A 24,284-nucleotide genomic window follows, 5' to 3' on the forward strand; every position below is an offset into this window, starting at 1 on the left:
CTCTCGATCACGCATAAGCTTCCATGATTCCAGCCGTAGCATTGTCTTCTGCCAATTGAAGGATCACTTGATTGATCATCTTGTCTGTACTAAGGCCACGCTTCCCTTTTTTCACAAGATCACTTGTGAAATATCCGGCTTCAAGTACTTCCTTAACAGCCTTGTCAATTGCTTCAGATTCTTCCTTCATATTGAAGGAATGATTCAACATCATTGATGAGGATAGGATCATTGCTAGTGGATTCGCAAGGTTTTTCCCAGCGATATCAGGCGCTGAACCGTGAACAGGTTCATACATTCCAAATCCATCTTTTCTAAGACTTGCTGATGGAAGCATACCCAATGACCCTGTAATCATAGATGCCTCGTCACTCAAGATGTCTCCGAAAAGATTCTCTGTTACGATTACGTCAAAGTTCGCAGGATTTTGGACGATTTTCATCGCCGCAGCATCTACAAGCATGTGCTCCACGTCGACATCTGGATAATTCGCTGCCTTTTCATTTACGATTTCGCGCCACATTCTACTCGATTCTAGAACATTCGCTTTATCGACACTCGTTAACTTTCTATTTCGTTTCCTGGCTGCTTGAAATCCCTGGTCAACAATGCGTTCGATTTCTTCTCTTGTATAGGAAAGGGTGTCGACAACGCGATCCCCATCCTCTCTTCGTTCACTCGGTGTACCAAAATACAGACCACCAGTTAGCTCTCGTACAATCAGCATATCGACACCTTTGATGCGCTCTTCTTTTAAGGGCGATGCATCTAAGAGGCTGTCATACGCTTTAACTGGACGTAGATTTGCAAACAATTCAAGCTCTTTTCGAATTTTTAGAAGGCCTTTTTCAGGACGAAGGTTTCGGGGCAGATCATCCCATTTCGGTCCGCCTACCGCGCCTAATAGAACCGCGTCAGATTCTTTACACACATCAAGTGTTTCTTTAGGCAACGGCTCACCTGTTTCATCAATAGCTGCACCACCAATGACGCCTTTTTGAAATTCGAATGTGTGGCCGAATCGATCTGCTACGGCATTTAGAACTTTAATCGTTCCCTCCATTACCTCTGTGCCAATTCCATCTCCTGGTAATACCGCAACTGTTTTCTTCATCCTTTTTAACCTCCTTTTATACGTGAGCTTGCTTTTTGACTAAATAATTTTCACGAGCTAGCGTCCGGTTTACTCCGTTCAAGTAAGCATTTGCTGAAGCTTCTAGAACATCCTGAGCAGTACCTCGCCCACTTGATTCGATTCCGTTGTACAAGACGCGAACATGAACTTCTGCGAGGGCATCACGTCCTCCACCAACTGAACTTAAACGATAGTCTTGTAGTTGCAGCGTCCCTGGGATCATTTGTTCAAGAGTATTATAGATCGCTTCAACACTACCTGAACCTGTACCAGCTTGCTGTAACATCGATTGATCTGGAGACTTCATAGATATGGTTGCTGTCGGAATATTAGCCGTTCCATACTGCACCTGTATACTATGAATCTCATATTTCTCAACTGTCTCATCAGTCTGAATATCAGTTAGAAGCGTGATTAAATCTTCTTCAGTGATATGTTTCTTCTTGTCAGCAAGGTCTTTAAAATCAGCGAAAGCTTCAAGGATCTTGGACTCATCAAGAACAAAACCGAGTTCTTTCACTTTATCTTTGAAAGCATGCTTTCCTGAGTGCTTACCAAGAACAAGACTATTCGATTGGACACCTATTAATTGAGGACTAATAATTTCATAGGTGGATTTCTCTTTAAGAACGCCATCCTGGTGGATTCCTGATTCATGAGCAAACGCATTTGCTCCAACAACCGCTTTATTTCCTGGCACCGCCATACCAGTCAGCTTACTTACTAGCGTACTCGTTCGTTTGATTTCATCTAATTTCAAGTTAGTCTCAGCGTTGTAGAAATCATTTCTTATTCGAAGGGCAACAGCGACTTCCTCGATCGCCGCGTTCCCAGCACGTTCACCGATTCCATTGATCGTTCCTTCAATCTGAGTAGCACCGCATTCGATTGCAGCTAGTGAATTGGCTACAGCCATGCCAAGATCATCATGGCAATGTGCAGAAAGGGCAACTTGATCTATGTTAGGAACGTTCTTCTTCAAATACGTAAATAGTTCTCCGTATTCCTGTGGACTGCGATAGCCGACTGTATCCGGAATATTAATAACAGATGCACCCGCATCGATTACTTCTGTAATGATTTTTGCTAGAAACGCTCGATCTGAACGACAAGCATCTTCAGCTGACCACTGAACTTTAGGGAACATCGTTTTGGCATATCTTACAGCTTCTACAGCAGTTTCTACCACTTGTTCTGGCGTCTTCTTAAGCTTGTGCGTCATGTGGATCGGAGACGTTGCAAGAAAGACATGCAATCTTGGGTCGGCTCCGCCTTTTAAGGCTTCCCATGCGATATCAATGTCTTTTTTATTCGCTCTCGCAAGACCTGTTACAGAGACATTTCGTACTGTATCAGCAATGTTCTTCACACCCTCGAAGTCGCCTTTGGAAGCGGCAGGAAAACCCGCTTCCATAATGTCGACTCCTAACCTTTCAAGTTGTTTAGCGATTTCGAGCTTTTCTAATGCATTCAGATTGACACCTGCTGACTGTTCACCGTCTCTAAGCGTCGTATCGAATACATTAATCTTTTGCACTTGAAACCACTTCCTTCTTGGATTTTGGTTTAACGAAAGGCATCATTGCTCGTAGTTCTTTCCCAACCTGTTCAATAGGATGCTGCTTTTCTTTCTCATTGATCGCGTGGTACTCAGGTCGATTCAGTTTGTTTTCTAAAATCCAGCCTTTCGCGAACTTGCCTGTTTGGATTTCATCAAGAATGTCCTTCATGCGCTTCTTCGTATCAGCATCGACAACGCGTGGACCTGAAACGAAATCACCCCATTGAGCTGTATCTGAGATCGAGTAACGCATACCAGCAATACCATCTTCATACATCAAATCAACGATTAGCTTCAACTCGTGCAAACATTCAAAGTAGGCAACTTCTGGCTGATAACCTGCTTCCGTTAATGTTTCGAACCCAGCTTTAACGAGGGACGTTAGACCACCGCAAAGGACTGCTTGCTCTCCGAAAAGATCTGTTTCTGTTTCTTCTTTGAACGATGTTTCTAGAATTCCCGCTCGTCCCCCACCGATGCCTTTCGCATAGGCTAATGCAAGTTCTTTCGCTTCACCGGTTACGTCTTGATAAACACCGATTAATGCAGGAACGCCAGCTCCTTCGGCAAATGTTCTTCTAACAAGATGTCCTGGACCTTTTGGAGCTACTAGAAATACATCTACATTTGATGGTGGGACAACTTGATTGAAATGAACGTTGAATCCGTGAGCAAATACAAGTGCATTACCTGCTTTCAGACCTGGTTCGATCTCTTCTTTATACACTTCCGGCTGATGTTCATCAGGGAGAAGTACCATTACGACATCAGCTTTTTCGCTTGCCTCTTTAACGGACTTTACATCGAAACCATCCTCAGATGCCTGATCCCAGGAACGACCTTTACGTAAACCAATCGTCACGTCAAAACCGCTTTCTCTTAAGTTTTGTGCATGTGCATGCCCTTGAGAGCCATATCCAACTACCGCGATCTTCTTATCTTTCAGTACACCTTCGTTAATATCTCCGTTATAGTAAACTTTTGCCATGATTCTCCATCCCTTCTGAATGTGGTTTGTTAATTAAGAATTGAATATTGTTTTAAGTCTGTTACAGATTTCTGGCTTCCTCTTGGGAATGCTGTGATGCCAGTTCGAACCATCTCTTTAATCCCGTATGGGCGTAGCAGATCGATGATGGCTTCGATTTTATCTGAATCTCCTGTTACTTGAACCGTTAAGTTTTCGCGGCTAACATCGATGATGGAAGCTCGGAAAGGTTCAATAATCCCGGATAGTTCACTTCTGATCTGAGCGTTACTAATGACTTTGATAAGTGCAAGCTCTCTTACAACGATTGCCTGGTCAGTAATATCAGATACTTTCAACACATCAACTTGTTTGTTTAACTGTTTGATCAACTGCTCGATCTTTCCGTCACCTTCAACGTTAACCACAAAGGTCATCTTTGATATACCTTCAGTTTCGGTATGACCAACTGTGATGCTCTCGATATTGAACTGTCTTTTGGTCATCAATCCGGTGATTCGATTCAACACACCACTTTGATTAATAACCGTAGCCGTCACGATTCGTTTCATGGTTTCACCCCGATCATTTCATGAAGACCTTTACCAGGTGCTATCATCGGATATACATTCTCAGAAGCACTTACTCTGCAATCAATCAATACAGGATCTCTATGTGAAAATGCTTCACTGAATACAGCCTCTGCTTCTTCCTCTGTGTGCACTTGATAGGCCTTAATTCCATATGCTTCACCAAGTTTCACGAAATCAGGCTGGATTGGAATAAGAGATTGAGAGTATCGCTGTTCATAGAAGGCTTCCTGCCACTGTCGCACCATTCCAAGTGATTGATTGTTTACGATGACCACTTTTACTGGAAGATTTAGTTCTTGAAGAACTGAAAGCTCTTGCAGCGTCATTTGAAAACCGCCATCGCCGGTTAGTGACACAACTGTTTGTTCAGGAAACGCTAGCTGTGCCCCAATAGCAGCTGGGAAGCCGAATCCCATTGTTCCAAGACCACCTGAAGTAACCCATTTGTTCGGATCTGTAAAAGAATAATATTGAGCTGCCCACATCTGGTGTTGCCCAACATCAGTCGTGATGATGGCGTCTCCTTTCGTATGCTTATGAACAAGCTCTATAACGCGCTGTGGTAAAAATTCCTCTGTATGCGTTTTGTACCAAAGCGGATACTGTTCACTTTTTTCTGTAAGTTGCTTTCGCCACTCATCCGTTTCAGGTGTTCTTGTTTCAACATCTAGTAAACTCTTTAACGCTTCTCGCGCATCAGAAACAATTGGTATTTGGGTAGGAATGTTCTTACCTATTTCTGCTGGATCTACATCGATATGTGCTACTACTGCGTTTCTAGCAAAGTGATCAAGGTTACCTGTTAACCGATCATCGAACCTAGCTCCAATACTGATAAGCAAATCACATTCATACAACGCCATGTTGGCCGTGTACGTACCATGCATACCTCCCATTCCGAGAAACAGTGGGTGGTTACCTGGATAGCTTCCTAAGCCGAGGAGGGTATTGACTACCGGTATTTGGTGCTTTTCTGAAAATGCGAGTAGATCTTTACCGGCAGTGGCGTGAAGAACGCCAGCCCCAGCTAAAATAACAGGTTTTTGTGCAGTACCAATCGCATCTGCTAATTTCTTAATTTGTAAGACGTTTGGAGAAAAGGTTGGTTGATAACCTGGTAGATTCACCTTGAAATCCTCAACCGGCGCTACTTTCTTATTCGATACGTCTTTTGGAATGTCTACAAGCACTGGACCTGGTCGACCGGTAGAAGCGATATGAAACGCTTCTTTAATAATTCTAGGAAGGTCCTTCACATCACGCACCTGGTAATTATGCTTTGTAATCGGTGAAGTGATTCCCATCACGTCTGCTTCCTGAAAGGCATCTGTACCGATGACGTTACTAGCTACTTGACCTGTAAAAATAACGATCGGTAACGAGTCCATCATGGCATCTGTAATACCTGTCACGAGATTAGTAGCACCAGGACCTGATGTTGCAATCACGACACCTGGCTTACCGCTTACTCTCGCGTATCCTTCAGCAGCATGGATCGACCCTTGTTCATGTTTTGAAAGGATGTGCTTGATCGGTGAACGGTAGAGGGCGTCGTAAATCGGTAAAACAGCACCTCCTGGATAGCCAAACAGTACTTCAACATTTTCCTTTTTCAATGAATCGATCAGAATATCCGCTCCGGTCATCTCCATCGTAACAGCTTCGGCTTCATTTCTTGCCTTCGCCCGCATACTGATAATCCCTCCAATGCTTTGTAATGACTTTTGCTTATCGTGCTTTGCAACAAGCTTTTTATCCTGTATTAACAGGCTCGTTAACGTATTAAAAAAAAGCCTTCTCATCCCCACGCCGCTTCACACGGTCCGTAGGGGCGAAAAGACTTCACGGTACCACCCTACATTTGTGACATCTATTCGATGTCACCTCAGTAACAGCTGATGCTGTTTTTTTAGTAACAAGTGTTGTAAAACACCTGACTGATCCTACGTTGCTTTATTCAGATCAGCACTCAGAGGGGATGTCGGAGCAGGGAGTAATACCGGCTTCCACCTTTACCGGTTCTCTGGTAATTACTCGGTCCTGCACCTTTTACCTCGTCATTGATTTTGCATATTTATTTTTGTATTCGCTATTATCCTGCTTGAACATCACGCTGTGTAGGGTATACCTTCTCGCCATCCACGGTAACGATATTTCTAAATGCTTTAAGAAGATTGTTAGTGGTCTTACCAGGACGGCCGTCACCGATTACCCTTCCGTCAACCTTAACCACAGCAATGACTTCCGCTGCAGTTCCAGTCAAGAACACCTCGTCTGCAACATAAACATCATGCCTTGTGAATGTTTCTTCTCGCATTTCATATCCTTTTTCTCTGGCAATTTCCATGATGGCATTCCGCGTGATTCCTTCTAGAGCACCAACATAACCAGGTGGCGTCTTAATAACATTGCCTTTCACGATAAATATATTGTCAGCTGAACCTTCTGCAACATAGCCCTGATCATTAAGCATGAGAGCTTCACTGACCCCAGCAAGGTTCGCTTCGATTTTCACTAGAATATTATTCAAATAATTTAATGATTTAACCTTTGGACTTAGAACGTCTGAACGGTTTCTTCGACTTGCGACCGTTACGATCTCAAGCCCAGTATCGTAAAGATCCTTAGGGAACAAGGCCAGTGATTCCGCAATAACAATCACTTGTGGCTCCTTACATGTGAATGGGTCAAGTCCCAGGTTGCCCACGCCGCGTGAAACAACAATACGAATATAAGCATCTTGGAGTTTATTCTTTTTCAATGTCTGGACAATAATGTCAGTCATTTCCTCCATCGTGTAGCTAATATTAAGCATGATTGAATGAGCTGAGTCGAATAAACGCTGTAAGTGTTCTTTCAGTCGAAAGACGTTTCCATCATACATGCGAATCCCTTCGAACACCCCATCGCCGTATAGAAAGCCATGATCGTATACCGATACTTTGGCATCTTCTTTTTTTACAAATTCTCCATTAAGGTAGATCCATTGTTCACTCACCTTGTTCACTCCTTTCCTTTTGGTAATAGACGCATTAAAGCATCAAGTTTAATTTGTAGGACCATACGAGTTAGGTCCTTGTTGAATGTTTGAATTGTTTTGATAATTTGTTTAATTGAGGACAATAATACTCCCGTTTCTGGTGAAGGTCAACACCCTTCACGAAAGTTTTTAGACTATTTAGATATATCAGTTTATTTGCAACCGCTTACAACCTTTACATGAGTGAGATTACATGACATAAAATTTTTTATTGTAAATTTTATTAAAGCGCTTACAATCCATTAAGAGGAAACCCCCTCCAAAACTCAGAGGGGGGGGAAGATGTGTTTAAATTAATTCTATCTGGGGTGTTAACCTATTTTCAGTTCCATACATCGGATAAACCTTTACATGAGGATGAGTCTGTAATGCTGCTTCAATATCTCTCCGATTGCCCGTGGCATAGTAAGCACCCTCTTCGGACGATGGAAGAAAGGTTAGGTTACTTAAGGCAGCATCATCACCTATCAGCAGAAAGTTCTGATCTCCATCCTCTGCTTTTTCTAGGCTAGAGTAATACACTGCGTCCGTGCTGTTTCGATGTAGGCTAAGCAAATCCTCAATCATAGCACTAGCAGTAGGTTCTGCACCTGCCCCTGGTCCCTGTAGTGTAATGTCACCTGCGAGGTTACTAGAAACACATACAGCATTGTTAACACCTGTAACATTGAAAAAAGGATGGGTATTAGAAATTGCAACTGGCTCAACAGAAATAACGGGTCCTTCAGCACTTAAGCTAAGGTTCGCTGTATGTTTAATTCGGAGACCAATTGCTTCAGCTTTTTTGATATCGAAACTAGTAACATCGCTTATGCCTTTCCTAACTACGTTTTCCCATTTAGGCTGCTGACCGTATACAATGTCAGATAGAATGAGAATCTTATAAAACGCATCCCAGCCATCAATATCATTTTTGGGATCAGCTTCAGCGTACCCTTTGTCCTGCGCAACCCTTAGAGCTTCTTCAAATGTGATGCCCTTTTCTTGTAATTCATTGAGAATGAAATTAGAGGTCCCATTTAATATTCCGCTGATTTCGCTAAGTTGGTTGCTTCTAACCCCCTCTCTCAACGTGCTTAGAATCGGAATAGATGCCGCAACGGATGCTTCGTACCTTAAGCCTACCTTGTGCGTTGCTGCTAACTCCCTTATCCTACTTCCACTCGTCGCAAGTAACTCTTTATTAGCTGTGACGATATGACAGCCTTTTTCTATTAATCTAGACAAATAGGTTTCTGCAGGTTCGACACCGTTGATCGCTTCAAACACAACATCGAGCTGAGGTAGGTTCAATAGTTCATCAAATTCCGTCGTCACTACCGTTCCCTCGTCTACTTCACGTTGTAATTCAGCGTTTTTAATTAAGATGGCGTCGATCGAAATCTTTTTCTGAAGCAAGCTCTCTAATTGTTCTCTCTGTTTCTCGATGCATTGATAAATGCCTTTACCAACTGTGCCGAAACCAATCAGCGCTACGTGCAGTGTATCCAATCCTATCACCTCCGTTATTGTATTGCCCATTCCTTCAAGACTCTTCTCAAGATCTTCCCGCTTATTTTCGTTTTCGGTAGTTCGTCTAGCACTTCTATCTCTCGTGGTGCAGCGTGTGCTGCAAGGTTCTTCCTCACATGAAGTCGAATTTCTTCTAGAAGATTCTCATTTCTTTCATAGCCATGTCTTAATGTGACGTATGCTTTTACGATTTCACCTCTAAGTGGATCGGGTTTGCCAACCACACCTGCCTCAGCAACTGCAGGATGAGTAATCAACTGGCTTTCTACTTCAAACGGACCGATCCGCTCCCCTGAGGAATTAATCATATCGTCATCACGTCCCTGAAAGAATATAAATCCTTCCTCATCTTTATAAGCAAGATCACCTGATACATACCAACCCGGATACGGAAAATAGCTTTCGAATTTCTCATCGTTTTTCCAAATCGTTTTCATTAATCCTGGCCATGGTGCCTGAATCGCCAGCTGTCCCGTTTTTTCTACAGGTACTTCCTTTCCGTCCTCATCTAGGATCCCAACCTTTACACCTGGAAATGGCCGTCCCATTGAGCCAGGTTTAATCGATTCGCCTGGGAAATTCACAATGAGGTGTCCACCCGTTTCCGTCATCCACCAAGTGTCGTGAATCCTTTGTCCCCATACTCGTGAGGCCCAATGGATCACTTCTGGGTTCAATGGTTCTCCAACACTAAGAATGTGACGTAATGAAGTTAAACGATAGTTTTCTACTATATCTTCTTTTGCCTTTAACATCCGAAATGCAGTTGGCGCGCTATACCAGATTGTGACATTCAAATCGTCGATTATGTTATACCAATCTTCTGCCTTAAAACGTCCTCCATTAATCACAATCGTTGCTTTATTTAACCAGGGGGCAAACAATCCATAGACACTTCCAGTCACCCATCCAGGGTGTGACGTGCACCAATAAACGTCTGAATCTCTAATATCGAGAACCCACTTACCCGATTGATAATGGTGGATCATCGAACGATGTGCATGAAGAACTCCTTTTGGTTTCCCTGTTGACCCGCTCGTATAGTGAAGCAAAAAGCCATCTTCAGGATCAGACCATTCAATAGGTTCCCTTTCCTGTACATGCGCTTCTTCAATTTCATCCGTCGTAAGAATGAGAGTAAGTGATGGTATTTCATTAGCAGGCACCCTCTTTTGGAGCTCTCCATCAGTTATGAGTGCTGTACCGTCGCAATCAACGATGCGATCCTTCACAGCTTCTTCCATAAATGCTTCGAACAATGGTGCAGCGATCGCACCAATTTTGATTACAGCAAGTATGGCGATGTAGCACTCTGGGTTCTTAGGAAGAAAAACAAACACTCTTTCTCCTTTTCTTATCCCATGCTTTTTGAGTACAGCCGCAAACTGATCTGTCTTGTTCTTCACTTCTTCGAACGTGAGTGAGGTTTTCGTATTTTCGTTAACATAATACAATGCCTTTTTATGACCATAGCCATTTTCTACGTGGCGGTCGATGCACTCATAAGCAACATTCATTTTTCCAGTAGTATGATTGATAAATTGATCTTCTACCTTCCCCCACTGAAACGTTTCATAAGCCTCTTCATAACTTCCTAGATTTGTACCTGTTGCTTCTGAAGGAATTTGCTTTGGTATGGATATACTCATGTGGTAGCCCCTCCGATTTCGGTTGCAGATGTAGTCAATTCCAACCTCTCTAAGATATGTTCTTTGTATTCCGCGAGGTTTACACTTCCACGAGAACGAGGTCGTGGTTCATCGATAACAATCTCTTCATCTTTCCGTCCTGGTTGCCCCTTTAAGATAATAAGTCTGTCACAAAGATACAGTGCTTCCTCCACATCATGAGTGACGAGTAGAATAGTTGTTTTGTAAGCCTCCCAGATGTCTAACAATAAGTCCTGAAGCTTCATTTTCGTAAACGCATCCAGTGCACTAAATGGTTCATCTAATAACAAATATTGTGGTGACGTAACAAGCGCTCTCGCAATCGCAACGCGTTGGGCCATCCCTCCAGAAAGTTGCTTTGGATAATCTTGTTCATTTCCTTTAAGCCCAACAAGATCAAGGTATCTCGCAGCATTCGACCGTCGTTCTTCCTTCCCGCCCTTTAAACCAAACGACACGTTGTCGAGTACAGATAACCACGGCATAAGTCTTGGTTGTTGAAAAATAAACCCTAGTCTTTCATCAATATCGTTGCAAACTTCGCCATCGATAATCACATCACCCGTATACGATGAATCTAGTCCCGAAACTGCTCGTAACAACGTACTTTTCCCACAACCGCTCGTTCCTAGTATTCCTATAATTTCACCACTCTCTGTGTTGAACGAAATATTACTAATGGCCTTTCGGGTTTCAAATTCTTTACTTACGTTACGTACTTGTAGACTCATTGTGACTCCCCCTCAACGTTGTTCCATTCGATCCTGCCAGTGTAATGATCGGTACTCCACTTTCTTTAATAGGGCATCACTTACTTTCCCAAGTAATGCAAAGAGAACGATGCTCGCGATAATCAACTCTGGAGAATACGTGTTTTGTCCAAGTACGAGTAAATAACCCAGTCCTTGACTTGCCCCCATTAATTCAGCTGCGACAACAAACATCCACCCAAGACCTAAACCACTTCTGAGACCGACAAGGAAAGAAGGGAGCGAAGCTGGAAGAATGATTCGTTTTACTAATTGATAACTATTTAATCCGTACATTTTGCCAACCTCGATCAACTGACGATCCACACTCAAAATCCCGCTCACCACATTCAGATAAACAGGGAAGAATACACCAACAGCAATCAGCGTAACTTTCGATGCTTCAGCAATACCCATCCATAAGATGAAAAGTGGAACCCAGGCAAGAGATGGGATCGAACGAAATGCTTGAATGATCGGATCAAAAAATTGCTCTGCTTTTCGGTAAATGCCAACGAATGAGCCTAGCAATAATGCTGATGCAGCTCCTAAGAGAAAGCCTAAGAAAATTCGATATAATGTTATTCCAATATGACCAAAAAGAGAGCCATCTGCACCCAATTCTACAATCGTGCTAAAAATAACAGTGGGAGCTGGGAGTAAATAAGACGGTAGTATACCTAATCTACTTAATGACTCCCATATGATTAACAAAATAAAGGGGAGGATACTTCCAATAAGGATCGGGTGTAACCTAAGTTGTCTCTCGGCAGACTTACCCGCGATCCCCTTTAAGGGGAGTGCTTCTGTATGTTGTTTTGCCATCTCCTTATCCCCTTTCTATTCTGTAATAACTTCTTCTGCAAACGATGGATCGATCAGATCATTTGTTAACGATTGGATATCTGCACCCTGATCGATGATCTCGCTCTTCTGAAGAACGTCTCCTGCTTTAATGATCGCTTTATTCTGTTCTTCACCAGGAATTGGGTTTGAAAAATCGTTTCGTTCCAATTGTTTCTTAGCTACGTCAAGCTTAATATCAGCTTCTTCAGCTAGTAACTGTGCTGCTTCTTCTGGGTGATCGATGACCCATTTTCTAGCTTTCTCGTATACGCTAATCACACGCTTTACATGCTCTGGATATTTCTCAGCAAATTCAGTCCTGGTGTTCAAAAAGCCGTACGTATTCAAATCTGCATTTCGATAGAATAGTTTTGAGCCCGTCTCTAGTTCAAGGCGTGCCATATGAGGATCTAACCCTGCCCACGCATCCACTTGACCAGTACTTAAGGCAGATGCACCGTCACCATGCTGAAGGTTCACTAGTTCAATATCATCTTGCGTCAGCCCCACTTCATTCAATGAACGAAGTAAGAAAATATAAGGGTCTGTACCTAAGGTTGCTGCAACCTTCTTTCCTTTTAAATCTTTAACACTACTAATATCTGAACCCTTATCTGTCACTAACGCCGTCCATTCAGGTTTTGAATAAATATACACGTTCTTAATCGGTGCGCCCTTCGCTTTTGCCATTAATGCTGCCGCACCTGCTGTAGAACCAAAATCAACACTATTGCTATTTAAGAATTCTAGAGCTTTGTTACTTCCTTGACTCAGCACATATTCAATCTTGATATTGTCACCCTTAAACTCCTCCTCAAGCAGGCCTTGCTTTTTCACAACGAGGCTAGTAGGTGAATAATAAGCATAATCTACTCTTAATTCGTCTGGCCCTTCGCTCGAAGAAGCTCCTGAAGAAGAACAACCTGCGCTTATTAGAATCAACGCGGCTACCAATGAGAGTGCTACCAAACTTCTTAAATTAATCCATGGAATTCTCTTCATAATGATTTCTCCCTCTCCCTATTTAACGTTCACACGCATATGTTGAAATCGTGCCTCTAAGCCTTTGAGCCTCTTTGTATGTGCAACGATTGTGAACTACCTGTAGACCCGCATCAGCTGCTATTTGTGCAGCTTTTTCTGATACCACACCTTCTTGAAGCCAGAATAAACGTGGTTTCACCTCGGCAGCTTCTTTTGCGATCTCCACAGCTGCCTCAGGACTTCTAAATACCTGCACAACATCTATATAATCTGGAACACTCTTTAAATTTGGGTAAGCTTTTTCACCTAGGATGTAGTCGGCCTTCGGATTGACAGGAATAATCTTGTATCCTAACCTCTGCATTTTCCTAGCTAACCGATGACTTGGGCGGGATTCATTCCCACTAAGACCTACAACAGCAAGTGTTTTCTGTCTTTGGGTGTCAATTCCATTAATCTTCTCTTTCTGATAAGGACTTTGCAGGGCCCATTGAATCTCACCTTCATCATTGATGACGATACACGTGTCAGTTTCTAAACCAGTTGCTTTGCGGAGCGATTGATCTAAATCAAAAATCAAATCATCTGCACCCTCGACCCCTACAGAAAGGCGGATAAGCTCTTCTTTCACTCCCGCTCGTTGTAGCTGTTCTCTACTTAGCTGTTGATGAGTCGTACTCGCTGGATGAATAATCAGGCTTTTCGCATCGCCAACATTTGCAAGATGAGACCAAAGAGAGACATGATCGATAAGCTTCCGACCTGCTTCTTTTCCTCCTTTAATTCCAAAGTTAACGACTGCCCCGAAACCATTCGTTAGGATCTCTTTTGCATCGTTATAGGATGGATGAGTTGGTAAGCCTGGGTAACTCACCCAATCTACAGCAGGATGATCTTGCAAATAGATTGCTAGCTTACGTGCGTTTTCATTGTGCTTCTCTGCTCGAAGATGAAGCGTCTCAAGTCCTTGTAGTAGAAGAAATGCATTGAATGGGCTTAAGCAAGAACCAAAATCACGAAGCAGCTGAACGCGTAATTTTGTACTGAATGCGAGTGTCGCAAAATCAATCGCATAGCGAATTCCGTTGTAACTTTCATCTGGTTCAGTGAACGTAGGGAACTTTGGAGAATTCCAATCAAACCGCCCTCCATCGACAACCACACCTCCAATCGATGTCCCGTGCCCTCCGATCCACTTTGTCGCAGAATGAACTACGATATCCGCACCTAACGTCAGTGGCTTACAAGCATAAGGCGTAGCAAACGTGTTATCGACAATCAATGGAATTCCTGCATCATGAGCAATCGCTGACACCTTTTCAACGTGGAGAACGGACAAACTAGGATTCCCAATGATTTCTGCGAAAACTCCCTTTGTTTTACTAGTAATCGCTTCTCTGAAATTTTCTGGGTCAGTAGGATCGACGAATTTCACATTGATCCCGTACCTCGGGAGTGTCACGGCAAACAAATTATAAGTTCCTCCGTATAAGTTTGAAGCCGCTACAATCTCGTCTCCGGCACTTGCAATATTCAAAATCGAAAGTGCAATCGCCGCCTGCCCAGAAGATGTTGCAACGGCTGCCACACCTTCTTCAAGAAGAGCCATACGCTTCTCAAAAACATCTACAGTTGGATTTCCAATCCTTGAATAAATATTGCCTGGTTCATCAAGAGAAAACAGTCTCTCCGCGTGCTCGCTATCATGGAACACATACGAACTCGTTTGATAAATCGGTACTGCTCTTGATCCTGTTGTAGGATCTGGTGATTGGCCACCGTGAAGCGATAGTGTGTCGAACTGATATTGTTGTGTCATCATGATTCCTCCAGTAATTGTTGTATAGGTAATAAAAAATGCCCTCTTCAATAAGAAGAGGGCATTCGCCTCCTCTTATCTCTCAGAATAGTAGCTATTCTGCTGGAAGTAGCACCTTTTTAAGCGGATTGCTTAAAGGTTGCCGGGCATCATCGGGCCAGTCCCTCTGCCTCTCTTGATAAGAGTGATCTATTTAGTTTTGGATGGTTTCTGTTATACGCTAGCTTCTATTCTTGCTTTTGAAATGGCCTGATCCAAATCTTCGATGAGATCATCGATATGTTCAATTCCTACAGACAATCGAATCAAATCATCTTTAACACCAGAGGCTGTTAATTCTTCTGCACTAAGCTGCTGATGTGTCGTGCTTGCAGGATGAATAATCAAGCTTTTTGCATCGCCAACATTTGCTACATGGGACCACAGATTCACTGAATTAATAATACCTGCACCAGTTTCACGTCCCCCTTTGATTCCAAATACGACTACTGATCCTGCTCCTTTCGGTAAATATTTCTCTGCAAGGGGCTTTGAAGGATGGTTTTCGTCTTCAGGATAGCTTACCCACTCAACCGCAGGATTTTCTTTCAAATAGGATACGATTTTACGTGTATTCTGAACGTGTTCCTTCATCCGAACGTGAAGTGTTTCAATTCCTAGAGCGATTTGGAAAGCGTTAAAAGGACTTAGTGATGCACCAGTATCTCGCAATAGTTGAACACGCGCTTTGATGATGAAAGCTGCTTCAGGAAGTGCTTCAGCATATACGATGTTGTGATAAGAAGGATCTGGTTCAATGAAACCTGGAAACTTCGATGAGTTCCAATCGAACTTACCACTATCCACAATTAGGCCTCCCATCGTTGAGCCGTTCCCACCAAGCCATTTTGTCGCAGAGTGTACTACGATATCAGCACCATGTTCGATTGGCCTGCACAAATAAGGGGTGGCAAATGTATTGTCGACGATTAATGGAATTCCAGCATCATGAGCGATTTCTGCTACTTTCTCTATATCGAGGACGTGAAGTCCAGGATTCCCGATCGTTTCAGCGAAAATCGCCTTCGTATTCGGGGTAATGGCTTTTCGAAACGATTCCGGATCTTTCGGATCAACAAAGTTGGTTTTAATGCCGTATTTAGGAAGGGTTGTAGAGAATAGGTTGTATGTCCCGCCATATAAAGTAGAAGCTGATACAATTTCATCTCCACTATTGGCGATATTCAAGATTGCATTTGTGATAGCAGCCATGCCGCTCGCAAGTCCAAGAGCTCCAATTCCACCCTCGAGCTCAGCAACACGTTCTTCAAGGGTACCAACAGTTGGATTACCGATCCGTGAATAGATAAATCCTTCCTCTCTTAATCCAAACAAATCAGCTGCATGATCTGTGCTATTAAATTTATAAGCATTCGATTGATAGATCGGTAATGCTCTTGCTCCTGTAGCAGGGTCAGCCTGCAATCCACCATGAATTCCAATTGTTTCTAAGTTATAACGTTTCTCTGCCATCTCTTATCCACTCCTTCAAATTTTTGATGGTTCTTTTAATCGCTCTTTAATTAATGGACCCCATTTTTCAAATTCTACAAGGAATCCATCATGACCATATTTTGTATCGACGATATAGAATTGTGCCATGCTCTCAAGGTTAAATACGTTTTCAAGATCCTTTGGCGGGTATATTAAATCACCCTTAAAACTAATCGCTAAAACATTTGCTTTAATCTTTTTGATGGGTGAAGTGCCATCCCTACCTCTAGTGATATCATGATGATCCATTGCTTTTAATAAGTACAAGTAGCTGTTAGCATCAAACCTTCCAACAAGCTTTTGCCCCTGGTATTTAAGGTATGATTCAACGTCGTAGGCAGCCTCTGTATGCTGATCTTCAGGTTTTCCAATCACCTTCCTGCCAAATTTCTTTTGAAACATTTCATCTGTTCGATACGATATCATTCCGATCATACGCGCTGTAGCTAGGCCTGCAGCTGGTGGGTGGGCATGATCGTAATAGCCCCCTCTCCATTCAGGGTCTTTCGTTATCGCGTGTCTCGATATTGCGTTATATGCAATTCCGTATGCGCTTAAAGATGGTGTCACTGCTAATGGTACGAGGTGCTCCATGATATCTGGATAAAGGATTCCCCACTCGAGAACCTGCATTCCTCCAAGTGATCCACCAATGACTGCGTGAAGGCGGTCAATGCCAAGAGCTTCAAGCGCTCTCTTTTGAGAATGGACCATATCTCTCACACTTACGAAAGGAAAATCTGCCTGATAAGGACGGTTCCTACTCGGATCAAGTGATAATGGACCAGTCGAACCATTGCATCCACCTAGAACATTGAATGTGATGACCTGGAATTCCGAAGTATCTACAAATTTGCGATGACCGATAAGGCCTTCCCACCACCCATCCTCGCTTCTTCCAACCGTATATTGATTCCCTGTTAGTGCATGACAGACTAAAATGACTGGCGCTTCTTTCGGTCCAACTCGTTCATAAGCAAGCTCAACTTCTTCAAGTACTTTTCCTGATTCGAGAACGAACGAGCCAATGGAGACCCTTTGGTCTTCGTAATTCGTCTCTCTTTCCAACTCACGATCACTCCCATCACGCATTACCAATTTCAGATGTTTATAGTTTATACCAAATAAAAAAGCCTCTCTGAAAGACAGAGAGGCACGATTATATAAAATCAGCTCTGCTTATCTTCCAGGAATAATCCTGCAGGAATTGGCACCTTTTCAAACCATAATGGTTTGACGGTTGCCGGGCTTCATCGGGCCAGTCCCTCCGCCACTCTAGATAAGTACGAATATTCAATTACTTTGTGATTGAGTATTATTTTAGCAAGGCAATGCATTAGTGTCAAACTTTTTTTTGAAAGTTTATACAAATTCACTATACACACAAAACGGTTTGATTAGAACGAGAATTTTGATAAGGTTACCATAACAATATTCGAAAGGAGACTTTTTGTGAAAGCACCTACGTTTTCTTTACAAGAGGTCCGTAGTGATAAAAAATATTCTTTAAATGATTATTTAGGGCAGCCCGTTATGCTTACCTTTTGGGCATCGTGGTGTCCTGATTGTATGAAGGACCTACCTACGAAAGGACAATTTTATGAACACGCCGACTTAGAAAAACTTGCATTTCTTACAATCAATGTGACTGGGCGAGAACGTTCAGAAGAAGCCGGCAAACAATTTGCAATCAAAAACGACCTCCCTTTTCCGGTACTAAAGGACGAAGGAAGAGAGACATATGATCAATATGGCTGTAGTGGTGTTCCTACAACGGTACTTCTAGATAAAGAACACAATATTGTAGAGACCTTCGGAGATCAGGCATCATTCATGGACATCGTCAAAGTGCTCCCTACAATCATGCTTTAAAACTATAAGACACAACGAAAAAAGCCAGGGAAATCCCCTGGCTTTTCTTTAATAATATAAAATAATAGCGTTAATCTTTTTGAATAAGAGTAAAACTCTCTCTTAATCGTCTTCTTGCTCTTCGCGATCTTCATCATCTTTCGAATGCCTGTCGTGTTTACCTTCGTGCTTTTCCTCATGCTTATCTTCGCGTTTGTCTTTACGATCATCTTTGTCTTTGTCTTTCTCATCTTTCTCGTCATCATGATCTTCTTTCTCTCTCTCATCATCATGTTCTTTTCGATCTTCATCGTTATCCTTTTTGTGATCTTCCTTCGAGGAACGATTGTTTTTGTTATCTTTCTCTTCTTTTTTTCTATCTTTTTTTTCTATAGACGTTTCCTTAGGTTCAGAAACCTTTTTCGTTTCAACAGTTTTGTCACTAGTTTGCTGAGTTGAGAATTGTCCATTATCAGATAGCTTACCGATTGAATCTTTTTCTTCTTTTACGACCGGATCAAGGTCCTGTTTACTTTGTACTTTTTTTTTCTCATCAGATTCACTGGAAACAGCTTTGCTGGATTTATCATTAAGCTGAGTGATCTTATTTTCTAAGTTGTTCGTTTCATTTTTGATAGGTTCGGCTTCATTCTCTTCAGAAGTAGTATCTTCCGAAGCAGTTGCGCGATTGTTAAGTGCATCCAACTTCTTAATAGAGAGGTTACGTGCATCCTCAAGAGTAATCGCAACTCCACGATCTTGTGCAGCTAAATACGTCATGTATTTTCCAGGAGACACGCCTTTTTCAATTGCTTTATTCCGCGTTTGATAATCGGCATGTAAAATAGTCGTAATGGCAACAGCTTGTTTTGTAAGAACTTCGTTTTGTTTCAAACTATTAATCGTTACTTCTAGTTTATTTTTGATTTCCTGATAGCGACTGTTTTTTTCAACATTACTCGCTACGATAAGAAGCTGTCCTTGGTCCATTAGGTACCCATTCTCTTCGAGTTTTGAAACAAGGACATTCGCAAATTCAGCGAGCGGCATATTCTTTGTTGTATGATCTAAATTCAACCCTTCACCGTCCGAATTCCATGCTTGATACTGTACAACTTCAAGATCGGAGTTGATTCCCACCTCGATACTTGGATTGATGTCGAAGCTAACATAAGCAGCAACTGCATCGTTATTCGGGACAGGAATGACACTCGCCACAATGACAAAAAGCATGATGATCGATGCCATTCCTGCCATAGTTGGCATAGAGGGGATAAAGTAACCTTTTCTATTTTTCTGAGGTTTTTGTGCAAGTTTAATTTCAGAGCCAATTGATAGATTATGATTTCGTTTAAGATAGATTGTTGTAAATTCACCATCGGGTGTCAGGACTACGGCTTTTCTGCCTCGTATCTCCATAATAACCCCGTTTTTCATCCCCTGGCCCCCTCGTTCAGTTACTGTATATAAGATTTCAGCGCATTAAAACCTCCCAGATAAATTAATGCAACTGCTATTATATACTTTCGATTACGTTCGATCGTTTTCCGACTGCAAGAAACAAGAGATAGCAAATCTTTTATTGGGAGCTGTTTCTTTTCAAGTAGATAACTCGATAATGTTGAATCCTCCGCAATGAGTTTTGCTATCAATTTAGCATTATCTCTTGCATCGATGTGTTTCGGACAATTCTTACTCAACACCTTGAACGTGATGCTGAATTTCTGCAGTAATTGCTCGTATTCTTCGATTTCGTACATTCTTACTTCTCGTTGTTTATCCATTTCATAGACGTCAAGAGCTGCCTTCTGTTCTGCAAAGCTATCTTCTAATCTACCTTCTTCGTCCAACTCTTCTGGCTCTAAATAGATGTACTTATTTTGACGTGCTTCTTTACGGATATAATCGATTACGCGTCGACGGATAACCATATCTGCGAATGTAAGAAAACGACTACCTTGTCCTCTTTGATATTGATCCATCGCTTCATTAAAAGCTGATAAACCAATACTAAATTCGTCCATCATTTGATTAATGTATCGATTGCAGACTTTTGACGTGATTTTCTTAATAAATGGTTGATAGTCTTCTAAAAGCTTATTTCGTAAAAACTCGTCACCGTTTTGAATTCTATCAATTTTATCCTCTAATGTAACATTGTCTTTTTTGTTTTTATATTTTCCTATTCTTGTGCTGATTGAAATGGTTGTCATGTCATACACCTCTCATCTTGCAGTCAATTTAGCATTGATCGCTTATTAGGTTTTTTTCTTAGATGTCTGTTATTTAAAAATTAAAAAAGAATGCAAAATAAAAATTCGCCCCCATACGATGGATTCGAATGGCGACTCTCTATTCATTTATACCACTCAATCAGCTGCAACGAAAATACAATTTAATGACAATGTTACTGTTTCTTTACTGTCTGATATCATAATTTATCATTATTAATATTGCACAATTTTCAACAAATTTTCAACGCCTCAAACCCTTGTTAGAATACGCTTTTTAAGAAACGTAAACTGTGGTGGATTTGGTCAGTATTCATCAAATAAATTTAGTCCTCTTTATACTTATGTAATAAAGAATTTAGGCGGACGACTGATTCAATTGCGAAAATGGTTTCGACCTCTTGTCCATTTTTAAAGATTGTAAGTGCAGGAACACTTTGTATCGTGAGCTTCTCGGCTAGTTTTGGGAAATAATTCAAATTCACTTTGTACGTGTGTTCCTTTAAGTCGTTAGCTTCACTAGCGATTCCCAACATTCGTTCTGCAATTTTGCATGTCGAACAAAAAGGCGTATAAAAAAAGAGCACCGACATTGATTCTTGATGGGCTCTCTCAATCTCAACCTCCTTGTTTAATTCTATCATATGTGTATACTCCTTCAGTTATATACCCGAAGAGGAAGCTTAGCGAGCTTCTTCTTCGGAAAAGATACTTATTTATTTTTTATACAGGCATTACTTTAAACTTCGCTGCTCGTAGAATGCGTTTTAAATAATTTAATGGTGTTTCTGCTACTTCTCGATGCAGCATCGTAATATACAAATGTTCCGCATGAGGAATTTCTTGTTTCAATTGTCTTCGTAGTTTTTCACCAGCATCGTCCGCATCTACGAGTACATATACATCCTTTTCTATCAACTCTTCACTTAGTTCTTCGAGTCGGTCAAAGCTAATCGTACCGTACGTACAAATGATATCTACTGGCTCATCTAGAATTCTAAGTAGCTGATCCCGATCCGTCTTACCTTCTACAATAATCACTTTATCATGCATGGCGCAACTCTCCATTCAAGCTGTCGTCTCTACTGCGTTTACTATAGTATATGGATAAGAAGGCATATCGTTTCACTTTCTATAAAGTATTCTACCTAGTCGTCAAAACGCTCATCTTCTGAAGACGGAATTCTTGTTGAATTGCCGTGCTCCTCTTGCAGGTCATCCACTGTGCGAATTCGGTCATCTTCCCTTTCGCCGCCTGTAGCAAACGAAGCCTCAGTTTCTGTTCGATTCCCCTCTTTTCGATCTTCAAGTCGATCTTGCGCTTCTTTCGTGCGGATCGCATATGGAATAGCTTCTAGACGCTCTCGATCAATTTCTTCTCCAGTATCTACACATATACCGTATTTTCCTTCACGAATACGATCTAGTGCAGTATTGATTAATTCTAAACGCTCTCTCGCCGCGTCCTCGATTGTAATATCTTTTTCTCGTTCATCCAACTCTGTTGCAAGGTCAGCAAAATGGTTATCATATGAAGTTAGATCCCCCGTTTCCTCAGAAAGCCCATTGTTTTCATTATGCTCGGCTTCACCATTCTCTAATATTTCCTTTTTCTGCATAATAAGGGTTTTTTTAAATCCCTGTATTTCTTGATTCGACAAAGTCATATTTTTTCCCTCCAAAGGTTCTTTTTCTTTTCCATAATTTAATTTCCTGTTAATTGATTACGTTAAACCAACCATTGGGTTTTATTATGTCCATTAAGTGGAAAGCAATGGATAAGACATTAAATAGGAGTGAGTATAATGGCTAAATTATCTTTAGGACAAAATGTACCATCATTTTCCCTCGTCGATACTGAGGGAGGGCTTTTTCAACTAGATAAGCATTTAGAAGAAGATAACAAAAGGTGGCATATGCTTGTATTCTTTAGAGGTGAGTGGTGCCCTGTTTGTAACGAGCAAATGGAAGAACTACAAGAAAATATCTCGGCTTTTGAAGACCTTGATGTGCACGTTATCGCGATTGCAAGTGACGAAATGGATTCACTACGCAAGATGAAGAAGAAACACGGTCTTGATTTTCCAGTTCTCCAAGATCACGAACGAGCTGCAATCGACTCATTTGGCGTGTTCATGCATACTGAAGAAGACCCTTATGAAGATCATGGCGAGCACGGTGAGCCTGCTATCTTTATTATCGATGATGAAGGAAAGTTAATGGCACAATATCTACAGTCTAGTCCATTCGGACGTCCGTCAGCAGATGGGCTAACTACTACAATTAAGTATATCCGCAAAAATAAAGCATAAAAAGACCGGCCATATGGCCGGTCTTTTTAGCACCATCCGAGGTCACAGTCTTCAACGTACTTGCCGTTTTTCTCCATTGCTCGTTGATATTGAAAAATCTTATCCTGGTCAAACTCAAAGCCCTCAGCAAATTCATACTGGTTGCCTTGATTCGTGAAGAGTATACGACCGATTTTTTCTTTGTTCAGATATAGGTTCATTGAACTTTGGTCGAGTTTACCATGCACTCTACTAGTGATATCGATTTTTTCCATAGGACGAGACTGATCATTCATCGAATTCATCCCCTTTTTATAGTGTCTTTCCTTATACCTAACATCACAACAAATACAGGCAATATGAAACGGAAACACAGGTATTCAATAGGGTTAGCGATGATGAAGAATTTATTCCCTCAAATGATACTTGGAAGTATTTAGCGATGATTAGTCAGCACTTACCATTTCTTCATATGCCTGTGCAGTCATAAGTTCATCGAGCTCTGAAGAATCAGAAGGTTCAACAACAACCATCCAAGCTTTTTCATATGGAGACTCATTTACAAACTCAGGACTGTCTTCTAAGTCTTCATTGATAGAAACAACTTTACCTGAAATAGGTGCATAAAGCTCAGATACAGTTTTAACTGATTCAACGCTACCAAAAGGTTCGTCAGCTTCAAGGCTGTCGCCTTCTTCAGGAAGTTCTACGAAAACAATGTCACCTAATTCTGACTGTGCAAAATCAGTGATTCCAATGCGAACATTGCCATCTTCTTGTACTTGTACCCATTCGTGCTCTTCTGAATAACGGAAATCTTTTGGTAAATTCATTAGTAATTCCTCCCTGAAATATCCCTCAACTAAGGTAAGTATTTATTATTATTATTTACAATAACTATCGTATAATAGTTATTATTAATTAATCAACTATTAGTGTCCCCAAGTTTCGTCAAAAACTTCCTCTTTAAATCCCAACGTTACGTTTTTCCCATCAGTAACAATAGGTCTTTTGATCAACATACCGTCAGAAGCTAGCAGTTCTAACAGTTCATCTTGAGAAGATGAAGAAACCTTATCTTTCAAACCTAGCTCACGATATTTCTTCCCGCTAGTGTTAAAGAACTTTTTGATAGGCAGTTCACTTTTTTCCACTAATTCTGCAAGTTCCTTCTTTGTAGGGGGATTTTCGACGATGTGGACTTCATCCACGGCAATCTCATTACTTTGAAACCATTTCTTTGCTTTCTGGCACGTTCCGCATTTAGGATATGCATAAAAAGTAAGTGACAATCCATTTCCTCCTTGTGCAACTGATCAATAGTAAGTACAGACTAAGTGTACCATATGAAACCCCTACAACAAATTATGACGTGCCTTAAACACCTTTCGTCATATACAGTGCAAATCCTCTTTTTTGCTTTAAGATTTATCTTCCCAATTCAGCCAAAAAAAATCCCTCTTTTTCAAGAGGGAATCTAAGAGAATAGGGTTTGAAAAATA

General features: G+C 41.5%; 24 protein-coding genes and 2 riboswitches. Of the genes, 2 read left to right on the forward strand and 22 right to left on the reverse strand.

What is annotated here, in order from left to right; genetic code table 11:
- Positions 1 to 7 precede the first annotated feature (7 nt).
- From leuB to metX, 14 genes are all read right to left on the reverse strand, one after another.
- Positions 8 to 1,114: a 3-isopropylmalate dehydrogenase gene (gene leuB / locus LCM09_RS05205; RefSeq protein WP_224879270.1), complete on the reverse strand. Its 1,107-nt coding sequence runs from the start codon at positions 1,112 to 1,114 to the stop codon at positions 8 to 10.
- 16 nt (positions 1,115 to 1,130) lie between these two features.
- On the reverse strand, positions 1,131 to 2,672 hold the full coding sequence (locus tag LCM09_RS05210; RefSeq protein ID WP_224879272.1) for a 2-isopropylmalate synthase: 1,542 nt from the start codon (positions 2,670 to 2,672) through the stop codon (positions 1,131 to 1,133).
- Positions 2,659 to 3,684 carry a ketol-acid reductoisomerase gene (ilvC, locus tag LCM09_RS05215; RefSeq protein ID WP_224879274.1) on the reverse strand — a complete coding sequence of 342 codons (1,026 nt, stop codon included), beginning with the start codon at positions 3,682 to 3,684 and terminating at the stop codon, positions 2,659 to 2,661. The genes LCM09_RS05210 and ilvC overlap by 14 nt, the downstream gene beginning before the upstream one ends.
- A gap of 29 nt (positions 3,685 to 3,713) precedes the next feature.
- Entirely contained in the window at positions 3,714 to 4,235 is a 522-nt protein-coding gene (gene ilvN / locus LCM09_RS05220; protein WP_224879276.1) for an acetolactate synthase small subunit, read from the reverse strand.
- Positions 4,232 to 5,947 (reverse strand): acetolactate synthase large subunit, encoded by a 1,716-nt coding sequence (ilvB, locus tag LCM09_RS05225; RefSeq protein WP_224880097.1) that lies wholly within the window; start codon positions 5,945 to 5,947, stop codon positions 4,232 to 4,234. The genes ilvN and ilvB overlap by 4 nt, the downstream gene beginning before the upstream one ends.
- Before the next feature lie 401 nt (positions 5,948 to 6,348).
- Positions 6,349 to 7,254: a branched-chain-amino-acid transaminase gene (gene ilvE, locus LCM09_RS05230; protein ID WP_224879277.1), complete on the reverse strand. Its 906-nt coding sequence runs from the start codon at positions 7,252 to 7,254 to the stop codon at positions 6,349 to 6,351.
- A 330-nt stretch (positions 7,255 to 7,584) separates the two neighbouring features.
- Entirely contained in the window at positions 7,585 to 8,787 is a 1,203-nt protein-coding gene (locus LCM09_RS05235; RefSeq protein ID WP_224879279.1) for a homoserine dehydrogenase, read from the reverse strand.
- Between the two features lie 14 nt (positions 8,788 to 8,801).
- Complete coding sequence (gene acsA, locus LCM09_RS05240) at positions 8,802 to 10,457, reverse strand: acetate--CoA ligase (RefSeq protein WP_224879281.1); 1,656 nt, start codon at positions 10,455 to 10,457, stop codon at positions 8,802 to 8,804.
- Positions 10,454 to 11,209: an ABC transporter ATP-binding protein gene (locus LCM09_RS05245; RefSeq protein WP_224879283.1), complete on the reverse strand. Its 756-nt coding sequence runs from the start codon at positions 11,207 to 11,209 to the stop codon at positions 10,454 to 10,456. The genes acsA and LCM09_RS05245 overlap by 4 nt, the downstream gene beginning before the upstream one ends.
- 12 nt (positions 11,210 to 11,221) lie before the next feature.
- Positions 11,222 to 12,052 carry an ABC transporter permease gene (locus tag LCM09_RS05250; RefSeq protein WP_224879285.1) on the reverse strand — a complete coding sequence of 277 codons (831 nt, stop codon included), beginning with the start codon at positions 12,050 to 12,052 and terminating at the stop codon, positions 11,222 to 11,224.
- A gap of 15 nt (positions 12,053 to 12,067) precedes the next feature.
- Positions 12,068 to 13,075: an aliphatic sulfonate ABC transporter substrate-binding protein gene (locus tag LCM09_RS05255; protein ID WP_224879287.1), complete on the reverse strand. Its 1,008-nt coding sequence runs from the start codon at positions 13,073 to 13,075 to the stop codon at positions 12,068 to 12,070.
- A gap of 22 nt (positions 13,076 to 13,097) precedes the next feature.
- Positions 13,098 to 14,876, reverse strand: a complete 1,779-nt coding sequence (locus LCM09_RS05260) for a PLP-dependent aspartate aminotransferase family protein (RefSeq protein ID WP_224880098.1) — start codon at positions 14,874 to 14,876, stop codon at positions 13,098 to 13,100.
- Between the two features lie 72 nt (positions 14,877 to 14,948).
- A riboswitch (SAM riboswitch) is annotated at positions 14,949 to 15,061 on the reverse strand.
- 28 nt (positions 15,062 to 15,089) lie between these two features.
- Positions 15,090 to 16,388, reverse strand: coding sequence for an O-acetylhomoserine aminocarboxypropyltransferase/cysteine synthase family protein (locus LCM09_RS05265; protein ID WP_224879289.1), 1,299 nt, complete (start codon positions 16,386 to 16,388; stop codon positions 15,090 to 15,092).
- A 15-nt stretch (positions 16,389 to 16,403) separates the two neighbouring features.
- Positions 16,404 to 17,477: a homoserine O-acetyltransferase MetX gene (metX, locus tag LCM09_RS05270; protein ID WP_224879291.1), complete on the reverse strand. Its 1,074-nt coding sequence runs from the start codon at positions 17,475 to 17,477 to the stop codon at positions 16,404 to 16,406.
- Positions 17,478 to 17,585: 108 nt separating this feature from the next.
- Positions 17,586 to 17,695: riboswitch (SAM riboswitch) on the reverse strand.
- A gap of 166 nt (positions 17,696 to 17,861) precedes the next feature.
- On the opposite strand from metX, the gene LCM09_RS05275 reads away from it, so the two are divergent.
- Positions 17,862 to 18,281 (forward strand): TlpA disulfide reductase family protein, encoded by a 420-nt coding sequence (locus LCM09_RS05275; protein WP_224879293.1) that lies wholly within the window; start codon positions 17,862 to 17,864, stop codon positions 18,279 to 18,281.
- Positions 18,282 to 18,383: 102 nt separating this feature from the next.
- Here the strand turns inward: LCM09_RS05275 and LCM09_RS05280 are convergent, their stop codons facing one another.
- The 5 genes from LCM09_RS05280 to LCM09_RS05300 all read right to left on the reverse strand — a co-directional run bounded on the left by LCM09_RS05280 (position 18,384) and on the right by LCM09_RS05300 (position 22,158).
- Positions 18,384 to 19,697 carry an anti-sigma factor domain-containing protein gene (locus LCM09_RS05280; RefSeq protein ID WP_224879295.1) on the reverse strand — a complete coding sequence of 438 codons (1,314 nt, stop codon included), beginning with the start codon at positions 19,695 to 19,697 and terminating at the stop codon, positions 18,384 to 18,386.
- 20 nt (positions 19,698 to 19,717) lie between these two features.
- Positions 19,718 to 20,473: an RNA polymerase sigma-I factor gene (gene sigI, locus LCM09_RS05285; protein WP_224879297.1), complete on the reverse strand. Its 756-nt coding sequence runs from the start codon at positions 20,471 to 20,473 to the stop codon at positions 19,718 to 19,720.
- 344 nt (positions 20,474 to 20,817) lie between these two features.
- On the reverse strand, positions 20,818 to 21,135 hold the full coding sequence (locus tag LCM09_RS05290; RefSeq protein ID WP_224879299.1) for a thioredoxin family protein: 318 nt from the start codon (positions 21,133 to 21,135) through the stop codon (positions 20,818 to 20,820).
- A gap of 79 nt (positions 21,136 to 21,214) precedes the next feature.
- On the reverse strand, positions 21,215 to 21,544 hold the full coding sequence (locus LCM09_RS05295; RefSeq protein ID WP_224879301.1) for a toprim domain-containing protein: 330 nt from the start codon (positions 21,542 to 21,544) through the stop codon (positions 21,215 to 21,217).
- Positions 21,545 to 21,639: 95 nt separating this feature from the next.
- Positions 21,640 to 22,158, reverse strand: coding sequence for a TraR/DksA C4-type zinc finger protein (locus LCM09_RS05300; RefSeq protein WP_224879303.1), 519 nt, complete (start codon positions 22,156 to 22,158; stop codon positions 21,640 to 21,642).
- Positions 22,159 to 22,296: 138 nt separating this feature from the next.
- On the opposite strand from LCM09_RS05300, the gene LCM09_RS05305 reads away from it, so the two are divergent.
- On the forward strand, positions 22,297 to 22,803 hold the full coding sequence (locus LCM09_RS05305; RefSeq protein WP_224879304.1) for a peroxiredoxin family protein: 507 nt from the start codon (positions 22,297 to 22,299) through the stop codon (positions 22,801 to 22,803).
- A 26-nt stretch (positions 22,804 to 22,829) separates the two neighbouring features.
- On the opposite strand, the gene LCM09_RS05310 is transcribed toward LCM09_RS05305, so the two are convergent.
- From LCM09_RS05310 to LCM09_RS05320, 3 genes are all read right to left on the reverse strand, one after another.
- Positions 22,830 to 23,078: a YusG family protein gene (locus LCM09_RS05310; protein ID WP_224879306.1), complete on the reverse strand. Its 249-nt coding sequence runs from the start codon at positions 23,076 to 23,078 to the stop codon at positions 22,830 to 22,832.
- Positions 23,079 to 23,228: 150 nt separating this feature from the next.
- On the reverse strand, positions 23,229 to 23,615 hold the full coding sequence (gene gcvH, locus LCM09_RS05315; RefSeq protein WP_224879308.1) for a glycine cleavage system protein GcvH: 387 nt from the start codon (positions 23,613 to 23,615) through the stop codon (positions 23,229 to 23,231).
- Between the two features lie 99 nt (positions 23,616 to 23,714).
- Complete coding sequence (locus LCM09_RS05320) at positions 23,715 to 24,074, reverse strand: arsenate reductase family protein (protein WP_224879310.1); 360 nt, start codon at positions 24,072 to 24,074, stop codon at positions 23,715 to 23,717.
- Positions 24,075 to 24,284: the final 210 nt, after the last annotated feature.

This window comes from Guptibacillus algicola (assembly GCF_020171805.1).
Classification (GTDB): Bacteria; Bacillota; Bacilli; order Bacillales; family Guptibacillaceae; genus Guptibacillus; species Guptibacillus algicola.